The organism is Micromonospora reichwaldensis, from assembly GCF_031845925.1.
Lineage (GTDB): Bacteria > Actinomycetota > Actinomycetes > Mycobacteriales > Micromonosporaceae > Micromonospora > Micromonospora reichwaldensis.
This window is the reverse complement of sequence record NZ_JAVRFL010000005.1, coordinates 198565-213508: the sequence shown is the minus strand read 5'-3', so window position 1 is coordinate 213508 and position 14944 is coordinate 198565. Positions and strand designations below refer to the sequence as shown.

The 14944-nt window shown below is 69.1% G+C and carries 15 protein-coding genes; all 15 read left to right on the top strand.

All coding sequences use genetic code 11. The features are described from left to right. Positions 1-14 precede the first annotated feature (14 nt). Entirely contained in the window at positions 15-3902 is a 3888-nt protein-coding gene (locus tag RM555_RS06235) for a DNA-directed RNA polymerase subunit beta' (protein WP_151453324.1), read from the top strand. 111 nt (positions 3903-4013) lie between these two features. Further along, entirely contained in the window at positions 4014-4385 is a 372-nt protein-coding gene (locus RM555_RS06230) for a hypothetical protein (RefSeq protein WP_311410828.1), read from the top strand. Positions 4386-4889: 504 nt separating this feature from the next. Next, positions 4890-5237: a hypothetical protein gene (locus RM555_RS06225; protein ID WP_311410872.1), complete on the top strand. Its 348-nt coding sequence runs from the start codon at positions 4890-4892 to the stop codon at positions 5235-5237. 492 nt (positions 5238-5729) lie between these two features. Further along, positions 5730-6104, top strand: a complete 375-nt coding sequence (rpsL, locus tag RM555_RS06220) for a 30S ribosomal protein S12 (protein WP_014440718.1) — start codon at positions 5730-5732, stop codon at positions 6102-6104. A 1-nt stretch (position 6105) separates the two neighbouring features. After that, positions 6106-6576, top strand: a complete 471-nt coding sequence (rpsG, locus tag RM555_RS06215; RefSeq protein ID WP_077938296.1) for a 30S ribosomal protein S7 — start codon at positions 6106-6108, stop codon at positions 6574-6576. 76 nt (positions 6577-6652) lie between these two features. After that, positions 6653-8749: an elongation factor G gene (gene fusA, locus RM555_RS06210; RefSeq protein ID WP_311410827.1), complete on the top strand. Its 2097-nt coding sequence runs from the start codon at positions 6653-6655 to the stop codon at positions 8747-8749. A 217-nt stretch (positions 8750-8966) separates the two neighbouring features. Next, positions 8967-10160, top strand: coding sequence for an elongation factor Tu (gene tuf / locus RM555_RS06205; RefSeq protein ID WP_151453326.1), 1194 nt, complete (start codon positions 8967-8969; stop codon positions 10158-10160). 350 nt (positions 10161-10510) lie between these two features. Continuing rightward, entirely contained in the window at positions 10511-10819 is a 309-nt protein-coding gene (rpsJ, locus tag RM555_RS06200) for a 30S ribosomal protein S10 (RefSeq protein ID WP_007073037.1), read from the top strand. A gap of 11 nt (positions 10820-10830) precedes the next feature. Then, entirely contained in the window at positions 10831-11496 is a 666-nt protein-coding gene (rplC, locus tag RM555_RS06195; RefSeq protein ID WP_132230902.1) for a 50S ribosomal protein L3, read from the top strand. Further along, the gene (gene rplD / locus RM555_RS06190) at positions 11493-12143 is read left to right on the top strand and encodes a 50S ribosomal protein L4 (protein ID WP_151453328.1); all 651 of its coding nucleotides are present in this window, start codon (positions 11493-11495) and stop codon (positions 12141-12143) included. The genes rplC and rplD overlap by 4 nt, the downstream gene beginning before the upstream one ends. Continuing rightward, on the top strand, positions 12140-12442 hold the full coding sequence (rplW, locus tag RM555_RS06185; RefSeq protein ID WP_088998352.1) for a 50S ribosomal protein L23: 303 nt from the start codon (positions 12140-12142) through the stop codon (positions 12440-12442). The genes rplD and rplW overlap by 4 nt, the downstream gene beginning before the upstream one ends. Positions 12443-12454: 12 nt before the next feature. After that, positions 12455-13294 (top strand): 50S ribosomal protein L2, encoded by an 840-nt coding sequence (gene rplB / locus RM555_RS06180; protein ID WP_091627702.1) that lies wholly within the window; start codon positions 12455-12457, stop codon positions 13292-13294. Between the two features lie 12 nt (positions 13295-13306). Then, positions 13307-13588 carry a 30S ribosomal protein S19 gene (gene rpsS, locus RM555_RS06175; protein ID WP_088647003.1) on the top strand — a complete coding sequence of 94 codons (282 nt, stop codon included), beginning with the start codon at positions 13307-13309 and terminating at the stop codon, positions 13586-13588. A gap of 40 nt (positions 13589-13628) precedes the next feature. Then, positions 13629-14087 (top strand): 50S ribosomal protein L22, encoded by a 459-nt coding sequence (rplV, locus tag RM555_RS06170; RefSeq protein WP_132230903.1) that lies wholly within the window; start codon positions 13629-13631, stop codon positions 14085-14087. Then, positions 14087-14944: a 30S ribosomal protein S3 gene (gene rpsC, locus RM555_RS06165; RefSeq protein WP_088998355.1), complete on the top strand. Its 858-nt coding sequence runs from the start codon at positions 14087-14089 to the stop codon at positions 14942-14944. Before rplV ends, rpsC begins: the two co-directional genes overlap by 1 nt.

Sequence of the window (14944 nt, the reverse complement as noted above, 5' to 3'; positions counted from 1 at the left end):
ACATAGGGGACATAGTGCTCGACGTCAACTTCTTCGACGAGCTGCGCATCGGCCTCGCCACCGCTGACGACATCCGTCAGTGGTCGCACGGTGAGGTCAAGAAGCCTGAGACGATCAACTACCGCACCCTGAAGCCGGAAAAGGACGGGCTCTTCTGCGAGAAGATCTTCGGTCCGCAGCGGGACTGGGAGTGCTACTGCGGTAAGTACAAGCGGGTCCGGTTCAAGGGCATCATCTGCGAGCGCTGCGGCGTCGAGGTGACGCGGTCGAAGGTCCGCCGCGAGCGGATGGGGCACATCGAGCTCGCCGCGCCGGTGACCCACATCTGGTACTTCAAGGGCGTGCCGAGCCGGCTGGGCTACCTGCTGGACCTCGCCCCCAAGGACCTCGAAAAGATCATCTACTTCGCCTCGTACGTCGTGACGAGCGTGGACGCCGAGTCGCGTCACCGTGACCTCTCGACGATCGAGAACGAGATCCTGGCCGAGAAGCGGCAGGCCGAGAACAGCCGAGACTCGGAGATCGAGAAGCGGGCCACCAAGCTCGAGGCCGACCTGGCCGAGCTGGAGGCCGAGGGTGCCAAGGCGGACGTCCGGCGCAAGGTCAAGGAGGGCGGAGAGCGCGAGATGCGCCAGATCCGCGACCGGGCCCAGCGCGAGATCGACCGCCTGGACGAGGTGCTGGACACCTTCCGCAAGCTGGAGCCGAAGCAGCTCGTCACCGACGAACTGCTCTACCGCGAGCTGCGGGACCGGTTCGGCGAGTACTTCACCGGCGGCATGGGCGCCGAGGCCATCAAGGCGCTGGTCCAGAACATGGACCTCGACGCCGAGGCCGAGAACCTGCGCGAGACCATCCGCTCCGGCAAGGGACAGCGGAAGATCCGGGCGCTCAAGCGGCTCAAGGTCGTCGCGGCGTTCCTGAACACCCGCAACTCGCCGCTCGGCATGGTGCTCGACTGCGTGCCGGTCATCCCGCCGGACCTGCGCCCGATGGTGCAGCTCGACGGTGGCCGCTTCGCGACCTCCGACCTGAACGACCTGTACCGCCGCGTGATCAACCGGAACAACCGCCTCAAGCGGCTGATCGACCTCGGCGCGCCCGAGATCATCGTCAACAACGAGAAGCGGATGCTCCAGGAGGCCGTCGACGCGCTGTTCGACAACGGCCGCCGCGGCCGGCCGGTCACCGGGCCGGGCAACCGCCCGCTGAAGTCGCTCTCCGACATGCTCAAGGGCAAGCAGGGTCGGTTCCGGCAGAACCTGCTGGGCAAGCGCGTCGACTACTCCGGCCGTTCGGTCATCGTCGTCGGCCCGAAGCTGAAGCTGCACCAGTGCGGCCTGCCCAAGCAGATGGCGCTGGAGCTGTTCAAGCCGTTCGTGATGAAGCGGCTGGTCGACCTCAACCACGCGCAGAACATCAAGTCCGCCAAGCGGATGGTCGAGCGGCAGCGCCCGGTCGTGTGGGACGTGCTCGAAGAGGTCATCGGCGAGCACCCGGTCCTGCTGAACCGGGCGCCGACCCTGCACCGCCTGGGCATCCAGGCCTTCGAGCCGCAGCTCGTCGAGGGCAAGGCGATCCAGATCCACCCGCTGGTCTGCACCGCGTTCAACGCCGACTTCGACGGTGACCAGATGGCGGTGCACGTGCCGCTGTCCGCCGAGGCCCAGGCCGAGGCGCGGATCCTGATGCTGTCGTCGAACAACATCCTCAAGCCGGCCGACGGCAAGCCCGTCACCATGCCCACCCAGGACATGGTCATCGGCCTCTACCACCTCACCCACCTCACGGCGGGCGAGAAGGGCGAGGGCCGGGCGTTCAGCTCGGACGCCGAGGCGCGGATGGCGTACGACAACGGCGAGCTGCACCTGCAGGCCCCTGTGAAGATCCGCCTGCGTGGCGTGGTCGGGGTCGACAACGGCGCCGGCGCCGAGGCGTGGACCGCCCCGGAGGGCTGGGTCGAGGGCGAGCCGCTGACCGTCGAGACGACCCTCGGTCGGGTGCTGTTCAACGAGACGCTGCCGCAGGGCTACCGCTTCGTGAACTACGAGATCCGCAAGGGTCAGCTCTCCGCGATCGTCAACGACCTCGCCGAGCGCTTCCCCAAGGTGGCGCTGGCCGCCACCCTGGACGGGCTCAAGGAGGCCGGCTTCCACTGGGCCACCTGGTCCGGCGTGACGATCGGCATGGAGGACGTCATCGCCCCGCCGCGCAAGCGGGAGATCCTGGAGCGGTACGAGAAGGAAGCCGACCAGATCGACAAGCAGTACCAGCGCGGTCTGATGACCCCGGAGGAGCGTCGCGGCGAGCTCATCCAGATCTGGACCAAGGCGACCAACGAGGTCGCCAAGGAGATGGACACCGCCCTGCCGCAGGAGAACCCGCTGTGGAAGATGATCAACTCGGGTGCCCGCGGTAACCTCCTCCAGCTCCGGCAGATCGCGGCGATCCGTGGTCTGGTGGCCAACCCGAAGGGCGAGATCATCCCGCGGCCGATCAAGGCCAGCTACCGGGAGGGTCTGTCCGTGCTGGAGTACTTCATCTCCACGCACGGTGCCCGTAAGGGTCTCGCGGACACCGCCCTGCGTACCGCCGACTCGGGTTACCTGACCCGTCGTCTGGTGGACGTCTCGCAGGACGTCATCATCCGCGAGGAGGACTGCGGCACCGACCGCGCCATCCCGATGCAGATCGGCGAGCGGATCGACGGCAAGCTGGTCGTGCACGAGCACGCCGAGACCAGCGTGCACGCGCGGACGCTGGCCGACGACATCAAGGGGCCGGACGGCGTCGTCGTCGCCGAGCGGGGCCAGGACATCAACTCGATCCTGGTCGACAAGATCGTCGCCGCCGGGACGGAGACGGTCCGGGTGCGCAGCGTGCTCACCTGCGAGTCGAAGCTGGGCGTCTGCGGTGCGTGCTACGGCCGCTCGCTGCCGACCGGCAAGACCGTGGACGTCGGCGAGGCGGTCGGCATCATCGCCGCCCAGTCGATCGGTGAGCCGGGTACGCAGCTGACGATGCGTACCTTCCACACCGGTGGCGTCGCGGGTGAGGACATCACCCAGGGTCTGCCCCGTGTCCAGGAGATCTTCGAGGCCCGGGTCCCGAAGGGCAAGGCGCCCATCGCCGACACCCCGGGTCGGATCCGGATCGAGGACGGCGAGCGCTCGCGGAAGATCATCGTGGTGCCGGACGACGGCAGCGACGAGATCGTCTACGACAAGATCTCCAAGCGGGTCCGGCTGCGGACCCACGACGGCGGTCACGTCGCGGTCGGCGAGAAGCTGACCGAGGGCACCATCGACCCGCACGAGCTGCTGCGGATCATGGGTCCGCGGGCGGTCCAGGTCCACCTGACCAGTGAGGTCCAGGAGGTCTACCGCTCGCAGGGTGTGCTGATCCACGACAAGCACATCGAGATCATCATCCGCCAGATGCTCAAGCGGGTGACGGTCATCGACTCCGGCTCGACCGAGTTCCTGCCGGGCGTGCTGGTCGACCGGGCGCTGTTCGAGTCGGAGAACCGCCGACTCGTCTCCGAGGGCGGCGAGCCCGCCGCCGGCCGCCCGGTGCTGATGGGTATCACCAAGGCCTCGCTGGCCACCGACTCCTGGCTCTCGGCGGCCTCCTTCCAGGAGACCACCCGGGTGCTGACCGACGCGGCGATCAACTCGCGCAGCGACTCGCTCGTCGGCCTCAAGGAGAACGTGATCATCGGTAAGCTCATCCCGGCCGGTACGGGCATCAGCAAGTACCGCAACGTCCGGGTCGAGCCGACCGAGGAGGCGAAGGCCAAGGTCTACTCGATGACCGGCTACCCGGAGACCGACTACGGCTTCGGGCCGGCCAGCGGCCAGGCGGTTCCGCTGGACGACTTCGACTTCGGGTCGTACCGCTAGGCAGCACGATCGACGAGGCCCCCGGCACGCGCCGGGGGCCTCGTCGCGTCCCGGGTCCGGGGTGGCCCGTGCGGGCGCCGCGGGGGAGCGGACCGGGGCATGATGGGGGGCATGACGACCGCACCCGGGCAGGCGCCCGTCGCCCAGCCGGGGCTGCCCCGCCATCCGCTCGACCCGGACCCGGCCCGGGCCACCAAGGCGCGGGCGGTCTTCGCGCTCGGCCTGATCGGCGCGCTGACCGGCCTGTTCATCGGCGGCGTGGTGCCGGCCACGGTGGCGCTCCAGCTCGCCCGCCAGGCGCGCCGGGAGGCGTACGCCTCGGGGGGTTTCCTGACCGGCTCCGCCTGGCTGCGGCGAGGGGAGCGGCTGGCCTGGACGGGCCTGGTGCTCGTCGCCGTCAGCGTGGTGGCCGCGGTGGTGCTCGGGGTGGTCCGGCTCGCCGACACGCCCCACGGGCAGGACTTCGCCCCGAACATGGACTGACCGACCACCCGAGGGGAACGGGTCTCGCGCCGGGCGCGGGCCGTCGGGCCGGCGGCGGTAGCCTGGCCCGGTGTCCGTCGCGCGGCGGTGGACGCCGAGACGTCGACAGGAGGACCCGTGACGGAACCGGCGCGCTACCCGGGCGGCGATCCCGTGGCGCACCCCGCCGCGAATCCCGACGCCCCGCCCGGCGAGTCGCAGTGGGCGCGACCCGACGCGGGCACCCCGTCCGTCACACCGGGGTACCCGCCACCGGCGGCGCCCTGGCACGCCCCGTCCGGGGAAGAGGTCCCGGGTCCGTCGTCGGCGTCGCCCCGGGGCGCCTCGCCCGGGGCGGGGGTCCCGGGTCCGTCGTCGGCGTCCCCGTGGGGCACCTCGCCCGCGGCAGCGGGCCCGTCGCCGTCGCCGGGCTGGGGTCCGGGCCCGGTCGCCCCGCCCCCACCGCCACGCGAGGCCGCCCGGCCGCCGAAGCGGGTCGACCCGGTCGCGGGCACGTCCTTCGGCGTGGTGCACCTCGACGTGCCGCCGGTCACCTCCGGGCTGGCCGTGGGTTCGCTGGTGGCCGGGATCGTCTCGACGCTGGTCGCGTTGCTCGTGATCTGTGTCGGCGCGGTCGGCGGCGTGGGCGGCGCCTGGGCGGCCGGCGCCTTCACGGTGCTGGGCATCCTGGCCGGCGCGGGCGCCGTCGTGGCCGGCCTGCTCGGGATGCGGCAGATCCGGCGCCCGGCCGCCCCGCCGGCGGTCCGGTTCACCGGGCGGGGCCTGGCGGTGGCCGGCGTCAGCTGTGGCGGGGCGGGGCTGCTGCTCAGCCTGCTCGGCCTGGGACTGGCGTTGCTGCTGACGCTCGGGTGACGCCCGCGCCCGCCCGTGGGGCGTGACGGCGGCCGTGACGGGGTCGACGGGCCGGTCCGCGGGGAAGCCGGTACACTTGGGCCGTAGGTGCCCACCACGGGCGGGTAGGCGCGACGGGTTCGATCGGCAGGCGGTGGACGCTCCGCAGGCCGCTCCGTTTTGACCTGTGCGGTTGTGGTAGGTACTCTTTCCCCTTGTGCCCGGGCCAGCCCGGGCAACTCGTGCGTGCGCTGGATCCGGTGAGCCGGAGATCGCGTGGGAGCACGACAAAGCCAAAGATCCGGCGCGCGGCCTGCCGTGCGCCGGTGCAAGACCCCGTCGGCAACGCGTGAGCGTCGGCGCCGGGGCCGTGAGCTGGGCGACACGCCCGACCGCGGGTGCCGGGACCGCCGCGAGGTGGCCCTGGTCGGAATGTAGGAGAGTCGACCATCTGGTCGGCTACGGCAGACGGTGCGGCCGCCACCAGGCGGTCGAAGGGAGCGGAGAAACCCGGTGCCCACGATCCAGCAGCTGGTCCGAAAGGGCCGCCAGGCTAAGACGAGTAAGACCAAGACCCCGGCGCTGAAGGGTTCCCCTCAGCGGCGCGGCGTGTGCACCCGCGTGTACACCACCACCCCGAAGAAGCCGAACTCGGCGCTGCGCAAGGTCGCTCGTGTCAAGCTCAGCAGCCAGATCGAGGTGACCGCCTACATCCCGGGCGTCGGCCACAACCTGCAGGAGCACTCGATCGTGCTCGTCCGCGGCGGCCGGGTGAAGGACCTCCCCGGCGTGCGTTACAAGATCGTCCGCGGTTCGCTGGACACCCAGGGTGTCCGCAACCGCAAGCAGGCGCGCAGCCGTTACGGCGCGAAGAAGGAGAAGAGCTGACATGCCGCGTAAGGGACCCGCTCCGCGGAAGCCGCTGGTCGCTGACCCGGTGTACAACTCGCCGCTGGTCACCCAGTTGGTGAACAAGATCCTCCTGCGCGGTAAGCGTCAGCTCGCCGAGCGCATCGTCTACGCCGCCCTCGAGGGCTGCCGTGAGAAGTCCGGCACCGACCCGGTCGTCACCCTCAAGCGGGCGATGGACAACGTCAAGCCGACCCTCGAGGTGCGTAGCCGCCGCGTCGGTGGCGCCACCTACCAGGTCCCGGTCGAGGTCCGCCCCGCCCGGGCGACCACCCTGGGCCTGCGCTGGCTGGTCACCTACTCCCGCGCCCGTCGCGAGAAGACCATGATCGAGCGGCTGATGAACGAGCTGCTGGACGCGAGCAACGGCCTCGGTGCCGCCGTCAAGCGGCGCGAGGACACGCACAAGATGGCCGAGTCCAACAAGGCCTTCGCGCACTACCGCTGGTAACACCCTGGTTCCGGCGCCCGCGAGGGCGCCGGAACCGCCACCAGTTGTGTCGAGACGACGATAAGTAGGGATTGAAGTGGCCGCCGCAGACGCGCTCGCCAACGTACGCAACATCGGCATCATGGCCCACATCGATGCCGGTAAGACCACCACCACCGAGCGGATCCTGTTCTACACCGGCATCACGTACAAGATCGGTGAGGTCCACGAGGGCGGTGCCGTCATGGACTGGATGGAGCAGGAGCAGGAGCGTGGTATCACCATCACCTCCGCTGCTACCAAGTGTGAGTGGAAGGGCCACACGATCCAGATCATCGACACGCCCGGTCACGTCGACTTCACGGTCGAGGTCGAGCGGTCGCTGCGGGTGCTGGACGGCGCGGTCGCGGTCTACGACGGTGTCGCCGGCGTGGAGCCGCAGACGGAGAACGTCTGGCGGCAGGCGGACAAGTACAACGTCCCCCGGATGTGCTTCGTCAACAAGCTCGACCGGACCGGTGCCGACTTCTTCCGCTGCGTGCAGATGATGATCGACCGGCTCAACGCCACCCCGCTGGTCCTCCAGATCCCGATCGGTGCCGAGTCCGACTTCATCGGCGTGGTCGACCTGGTCGAGATGCGGGCCCTCACCTGGCGCGGCGAGACGCAGAAGGGTGAGGACTACGCGATCGAGGAGATCCCGGCCGACCTCGCCGACTCCGCCGCGGAGTGGCGCGAGAAGCTGATGGAGACCCTGGCCGACGTCGACGACGCGGTGATGGAGAAGTACCTGGAGGGCGAGGAGATCTCCGTCGAGGAGATCAAGGACGCCATCCGTCGGGCCACCATCGCCGGCAAGGCCAACCCGGTCCTCACCGGCACCGCCTTCAAGAACAAGGGCATCCAGCCGATGCTGGACGCGGTCATCGCGTACCTGCCGTCGCCGCTGGACATCCCGGCGATCGAGGGTACGGCCACCGACGGCGAGACCCCGCTGCAGCGCAAGCCGTCGAAGTCGGAGCCCTTCTCGGGCCTCGCCTTCAAGATCCAGACGGACAAGCACCTCGGCAAGCTCACCTACGTGCGGATCTACTCCGGCACGCTCGAGTCCGGCTCCCAGGTGGTCAACTCCACCAAGGACCGCAAGGAGCGGATCGGCAAGATCTACCAGATGCACGCCAACAAGCGGGAAGAGCGCAGCTCGGCCCAGGCTGGCGACATCATCGCGGTGCAGGGTCTCAAGCAGACCACCACCGGTGACACCCTGTGCGACCCGGCGAACCCGGTCATCCTGGAGTCGATGACCTTCCCGGAGCCGGTCATCGAGGTCGCCATCGAGCCGAAGACCAAGGCCGACCAGGAGAAGCTCAGCACCGCCATCCAGCGGCTGGCCGAGGAGGACCCGACCTTCCGCGTCAAGCTGGACGACCAGACCGGTCAGACGGTCATCTCCGGCATGGGCGAGCTGCACCTGGACATCCTGGTCGACCGGATGCGCCGCGAGTTCAACGTCGAGGCCAACATCGGTAAGCCGCAGGTGGCGTACCGCGAGACCATCCGCCGCAAGGTGGACAAGGTCGAGTACACCCACAAGAAGCAGACCGGTGGTTCCGGCCAGTACGCCCGGGTGATCATCAGCCTGGAGCCGCTGCCGCTCGGCAACGACGCCCCGACCTACGAGTTCGCCAACGCCGTCACCGGTGGCCGCATCCCCCGGGAGTTCATCCCGTCGGTGGACGCGGGCGCGCAGGACGCCATGCAGTACGGCATCCTCGCCGGCTTCCCGCTGGTGGGTGTCAAGCTCACGCTGCTGGACGGCCAGTACCACGAGGTCGACTCGTCGGAAATGGCATTCAAGATCGCCGGCTCGATGGTGATGAAGGAGGCGGCCCGCAAGGCCGACCCCGCGCTCCTCGAGCCGATGATGGCCGTTGAGGTCACCACTCCTGAGGAGAACATGGGTGACGTCATCGGCGACCTCAACTCCCGCCGCGGCATCATCCAGGCGATGGAGGAGCGCAGCGGCGCCCGCGTCGTCAAGGCTCTGGTGCCGTTGTCGGAGATGTTCGGCTACGTCGGCGACCTGCGGTCGAAGACCCAGGGCCGGGCTAGCTACAGCATGCAGTTCGACTCCTACGCCGAGGTTCCGTCCTCGGTCGCGAAGGAGATCATCGCCAAGGCGACGGGTGAGTGACCCTCACCTGACGTGATCGATGATCCGAGGCGGTCGCGGGAGGGTGCTCCCGCCCGCGACCACCTCGGTCGGAACGCGTGAGACCGGGCCTGTAGGCTTCATCGCCGCAGAACCCACCAAAGCTCTCCGGCCGTCAGGCCGGAAAGGCTGTCGACAGAGTCCTAAGCGCCGACCGGCGCGCCGGGCGTACGAACCAAGAAGTCCACAGGAGGACCCAGTGGCGAAGGCGAAGTTCGAGCGGACTAAGCCGCACGTCAACATCGGCACCATTGGTCACATCGACCACGGTAAGACGACGCTGACGGCGGCCATCACCAAGGTCCTGCACGACCAGTACCCGGACCTGAACCCGTACACGCCGTTCGACGAGATCGACAAGGCGCCGGAGGAGAAGGCCCGCGGCATCACGATCTCCATCGCGCACGTCGAGTACCAGACCGAGGCGCGGCACTACGCGCACGTCGACTGCCCCGGTCACGCCGACTACATCAAGAACATGATCACCGGTGCCGCCCAGATGGACGGCGCGATCCTGGTGGTCGCGGCGACCGACGGCCCGATGCCGCAGACCCGCGAGCACGTGCTGCTGGCCCGCCAGGTCGGCGTGCCGTACATCGTCGTGGCGCTCAACAAGAGCGACATGGTCGACGACGAGGAGCTCCTGGAGCTCGTCGAGCTCGAGGTTCGTGAGCTGCTGTCGAACCAGGAGTACCCGGGCGACGACCTGCCGGTCGTGCGGGTCTCCGCGCTGAAGGCCCTCGAGGGTGACCCCGAGTGGACCGGCAAGCTGCTGGACCTGATGACCGCGGTCGACACCGCGATCCCGCAGCCGGAGCGCGAGACCGAGAAGCCGTTCCTCATGCCCATCGAGGACGTCTTCACGATCACCGGTCGTGGCACGGTCGTCACGGGCCGCGCCGAGCGTGGCGTGCTCAAGCCGAACGAGGAGGTGGAGATCGTCGGCATCCGCGAGAAGTCGATGAAGACCACCTGCACCGGCATCGAGATGTTCCGCAAGCTGCTCGACGAGGCCCGCGCGGGCGAGAACGTCGGTCTGCTGCTGCGTGGCATCAAGCGCGAGGACGTCGAGCGCGGCATGGTCGTCATCAAGCCGGGCACCACGACCCCGCACACGGAGTTCGAGGCGACGGTCTACATCCTCTCCAAGGAGGAGGGTGGCCGCCACACCCCGTTCTTCCAGAACTACCGTCCGCAGTTCTACTTCCGGACCACGGACGTCACCGGTGTCGTCACCCTCCCCGAGGGCACCGAGATGGTCATGCCGGGTGACAACACCACCATGACGGTGAAGCTGATCCAGCCCATCGCCATGGAGGAGAACCTCAAGTTCGCGATCCGCGAGGGTGGCCGCACCGTCGGCGCCGGGTTCGTCACCAAGATCATCAAGTGAGCTAGGTAACCCCGATTAGACCCGCCGCCGGTCGTGCGGCATACTAGTCAGGTTGCGTAACGACAGTTCGCTGCCTGTGTTCGGCTTTCGCTGAACCTCCGGGTGGCAGAGCAGTCGAGCGTAGGGTGGTTGGCGGCCCGTCCGCCAACCACCCTCGCACGGCGTTCAGGTCGCGGTAGTGCGATCGACGCCTTGACCCACCGCGCGGTCAGAGTCGCTCCGGAGTCCCGGGGCGGAGCCTGGCCCGAGGGCGCGACACGCCCGACCGCGGGGGTCGGCGAAGTGGGCCTGTGCCAGCCGGTACAGGCGCCCGCAACACAGCGGCATCGAGAGAAGGAACAGAAGCCACCATGGCGGGACAGAAGATCCGCATCCGGCTCAAGGCCTATGACCACGAGGTCGTCGACTCCTCGGCTCGGAAGATCGTCGAGACGGTGACGCGTACCGGGGCGCAGGTCGCGGGCCCGGTGCCGCTGCCCACGGAGATCAACCGTTTCTGCGTTATCCGCTCGCCGCACAAGTACAAGGACTCGCGCGAGCACTTCGAGATGCGCACGCACAAGCGGCTGATCGACATCATCGACCCGACCCCGAAGACGGTCGACTCGCTCATGCGCCTCGACCTGCCGGCTGGCGTCGACATCGAGATCAAGCTGTAGGGACCGGACAAATGGACAGGCAAGTCAAGGGGATCCTGGGCGCCAAGCTCGGCATGACCCAGGTCTGGGACAACAACCGTGTTGTCCCGGTGACCGTGGTCGAGGCCGGCCCGTGCGTCATCAGCCAGGTTCGTAGCGCCGACAAGGACGGTTACTCCGCGGTCCAGCTGGCGTACGGCACGATCGACCCGCGCAAGGTCAAGAAGCCGATCAGCGGGCACTACGCGAAGGCCGACGTCGCGCCGCGGCGCCACATCGTCGAGCTGCGCACCAGCGACGCCGCCGACTACTCGCTCGGCCAGGAGATCACGGTCGAGGAGTTCCCGGCCGGCGTCTCCATCGACGTGACCGGCAAGACCAAGGGCAAGGGCTACGCCGGCCCGATGAAGCGGCACGGCTTCCACGGTCTGCGCGCCAGCCACGGTGTCGAGCGCAAGCACCGCTCGCCGGGCTCCATCGGCGCCTGCGCCACCCCGGGTCGTGTCTTCAAGGGCACCCGGATGGCCGGCCGCATGGGTGGCGTGCGCTACACCGTGCAGAACCTGACCGTCCAGGCGGTCGACACCGAGAACAACCTCCTGCTCGTCCGTGGCGCCATTCCCGGCCCCAAGGGCGCGCTGGTCCTGGTCCGTACCGCGGCCAAGACCAAGGCGAAGAAGGGCGGTGCGGCCAAGTGACCACCGTTGACGTCCTCACCGTCGAAGGCTCCAAGAGCGGCTCCGTCGAGCTGCCCGCCGACATCTTCGACGTCCAGGCCAACGTCGCGCTGATGCACCAGGTCGTGGTGGCCCAGCTCGCGGCGGCCCGGCAGGGCACGCACAAGGTCAAGACCCGCGGCGAGGTCGCCGGTGGCGGCAAGAAGCCGTACAAGCAGAAGGGCACCGGTCGCGCCCGGCAGGGCTCGATCCGCGCGCCGCAGTTCGCCGGCGGTGGCGTCGTGCACGGCCCCGTGCCGCGCGACTACAGCCAGCGGACCCCGAAGAAGATGAAGGCCGCCGCCCTGCGTGGCGCCCTCTCCGACCGGGCCCGCGCCGGGCAGGTGCACGTCGTCGAGGCGTTCGTCTCGGGTGAGAAGCCGTCGACCAAGGCCGCCCTGGCCACGCTGACGAAGCTGACCGAGGCCCGTCGGGTCCTGGTCGTGCTGAGCAGCACCGACGAGCTGAACTGGGTGTCGCTGCGCAACGAGCCGCGGGTGCACCTGATCGAGGCCGGCCAGCTCAACACGTACGACGTGCTGGTGGCCGACGACGTGGTCTTCACCAAGGACGCCCTGGACGAGTTCCTGGGTGTTCCCGCCGAGACCACCGAGGAGGGTGGCAAGTGAGCACGATCGCCGACCCGCGCGACATCATCGTGGCGCCGGTCGTCTCGGAGAAGAGCTACAGCGAGCTGAACCGCAACTGGTACACCTTCCTGGTGCACCCGGACGCGAACAAGACCGAGATCAAGATCGCGATCCAGCAGATCTTCGACGTCCGCGTCCTGACGGTCAACACGCTCAACCGCCAGGGCAAGCGCAAGCGGACCAAGACCGGTTTCGGGCAGCGTAAGGCCACCAAGCGGGCGATCGTGAAGCTGGCTGACGGTGACCGTATCGAGGCCTTCGGCGGCCCGGTCAGCTGAGGGGTGTAGACAATGGCTATCCGTAAGTACAAGCCGACGACGCCGGGCCGGCGTGGCTCCAGCGTCGCCGACTTCGCTGAGATCACCCGGTCGACGCCCGAGAAGTCGCTGCTGGCTCCGCTGCCGAAGAAGGGCGGGCGTAACGCCCACGGCCGGATCACCGCGCGGCACCACGGTGGCGGCCACAAGCGCCAGTACCGTCTCATCGACTTCAAGCGGGTCGACAAGGACGGCGTGCCGGCGAAGGTCGCCCACATCGAGTACGACCCGAACCGCACCGCGCGCATCGCGCTGCTGCACTACGCCGACGGCGAGAAGCGCTACATCCTCGCGCCGAAGGACATGAAGCAGGGCGACCGCGTCGAGTCGGGTCCGGGCGCCGACATCAAGCCGGGCAACAACCTGCCGCTGCGCAACATCCCGGTCGGTACCACGATCCACAACGTGGAGCTGCGTCCCGGCGGCGGCGCCAAGCTGGCCCGCTCGGCCGGCGTCGGCATCCAGCTGCTCGGCCGTGAGGGCGTCTACGCGACCCTGCGCATGCCGTCCGGCGAGATCCGGCGGGTCGACGTCCGCTGCCGCGCCAGCATCGGCGAGATCGGCAACGCCGACCAGTCGAACATCAACTGGGGCAAGGCCGGCCGCATGCGGTGGAAGGGCAAGCGCCCGACCGTCCGTGGTGTCGCTATGAACCCGGTCGACCACCCGCACGGTGGTGGTGAGGGTAAGACCTCCGGTGGTCGCCACCCGGTCAACCCGCAGGGTAAGCCCGAGGGCCGCACCCGTCGTAAGGGCCAGCCGAGTGACCGGCTGATCGTCCGCCGCCGCTACGCCACGCGTAAGCGCGGCTGAGGGAGATAAGACATGCCTCGCAGCCTGAAGAAGGGCCCGTTCATCGACGACCACCTGCTCAAGAAGGTGGAGACGCAGAACGACAAGGGCTCGAAGAACGTCATCAAGACCTGGTCGCGGCGCTCGACGATCATCCCCGAGATGCTGGGCCACACGATCGCCGTGCACGACGGACGCAAGCACGTCCCGGTGTTCGTGACTGAGGCGATGGTCGGGCACAAGCTCGGCGAGTTCGCGCTGACCCGCACGTTCAAGGGTCACGAGAAGGACGACCGGAAGAGCCGTCGGCGCTGACGCCGCGGGCATACGGATAGAGGAACAAGGGGTTACAGCGATGCCAGGAAAGGGCGACGCTCCGGTGCTTCCGGGCGCGCGGGCGGTTGCGCGGCACGTGCGCATCTCGCCGATGAAGGCGCGCCGGGTGGTCAACCTCGTCCGCGGCCTGCCCGCGAAGGAGGCGCTCACGGTGCTGCAGTTCGCGCCGCAGGCTGCGAGCGAGCAGGTGTACAAGGTGCTCGCGAGCGCCATCGCCAACGCGGAGAACAACGAGCGGCTGGACCCCGACGCGCTGCTCGTCAGCGAGGCGTTCGTGGACGAGGGCCCGACCATGAAGCGGTTCCAGCCGCGGGCGCAGGGCCGGGCGTACCGGATCCGCAAGCGCACCTGCCACATCACCGTCGCGGTGGAGGCGGTGGCGCCGGCCGCGCCGAAGAAGGCGGCCGCGAAGAAGGCGGCCCCCGCGAAGCAGGCGGAGCCGGCCGAGACGCAGAGCAAGACGGAGGGCGCCGAGTAATGGGTCAGAAGGTTCACCCGCACGGGTTCCGGCTCGGCATCTCGACCGACTGGAAGTCCCGCTGGTTCGCGGACAAGCTCTACAAGGACTACATCGGCGAGGACGTCAAGATCCGCCGCATGATGTCCAAGGGCCTCGAGCGCGCCGGCATCTCCAAGGTCGACATCGAGCGCACCCGGGACCGGGTCCGCGTCGACATCCACACCGCCCGGCCGGGCATCGTCATCGGCCGTAAGGGTGCGGAGGCCGACCGGATCCGCGGCGAGCTCGAGAAGCTGACCGGCAAGCAGGTCCAGCTGAACATCATCGAGGTGAAGAACCCCGAGTCGGACGCGCAGCTCGTCGCACAGGGTGTGGCCGAGCAGCTCTCCAGCCGGGTCAGCTTCCGTCGGGCGATGCGCAAGGCCATGCAGTCCGCGATGAAGAACCCGGTCTGCAAGGGCATCCGGGTCCAGGTCTCGGGTCGTCTCGGCGGCGCCGAGATGAGCCGGACCGAGTTCTACCGCGAGGGCCGGGTTCCGCTGCACACGCTGCGGGCCAACATCGAGTACGGCTTCTTCGAGGCCCGTACGAGCTTCGGCCGGATCGGCGTGAAGGTCTGGATCTACAAGGGCGACGCGGTGCCGGGTCGGGAGACTCCGGCCGAGGCGCCGTCGCGTCCGCGCCGTGACCGTGGCGACCGCCCCGAGCGGCCGCGCCGTGGCCGGTCCGGCTCGTCCGGCACGACCGCCGGCGGTACCGAGGCCGGCCGGGCCGCCGCCGCGACGACCATCGCGCAGCAGGCCGAGACGCCGAGTGGGGACGCGGTGGATCCCGCCGCCGTCGCCGCCGCGGCAGAAACGCAGCAGGAGGGCTGA

Coding starts and splice junctions, on each gene's coding strand:
- RM555_RS06230 (WP_311410828.1), top strand. CDS start 4,014: ATGACGACCGCACCCGGGCAGGCGCCCGTCGCCCAGCCGGGGCTGCCC.
- rpsG (WP_077938296.1), top strand. CDS start 6,106: ATGCCGCGTAAGGGACCCGCTCCGCGGAAGCCGCTGGTCGCTGACCCG.
- rpsJ (WP_007073037.1), top strand. CDS start 10,511: ATGGCGGGACAGAAGATCCGCATCCGGCTCAAGGCCTATGACCACGAG.
- rplC (WP_132230902.1), top strand. CDS start 10,831: ATGGACAGGCAAGTCAAGGGGATCCTGGGCGCCAAGCTCGGCATGACC.
- rplB (WP_091627702.1), top strand. CDS start 12,455: ATGGCTATCCGTAAGTACAAGCCGACGACGCCGGGCCGGCGTGGCTCC.
- rpsS (WP_088647003.1), top strand. CDS start 13,307: ATGCCTCGCAGCCTGAAGAAGGGCCCGTTCATCGACGACCACCTGCTC.
- rplV (WP_132230903.1), top strand. CDS start 13,629: ATGCCAGGAAAGGGCGACGCTCCGGTGCTTCCGGGCGCGCGGGCGGTT.
- rpsC (WP_088998355.1), top strand. CDS start 14,087: ATGGGTCAGAAGGTTCACCCGCACGGGTTCCGGCTCGGCATCTCGACC.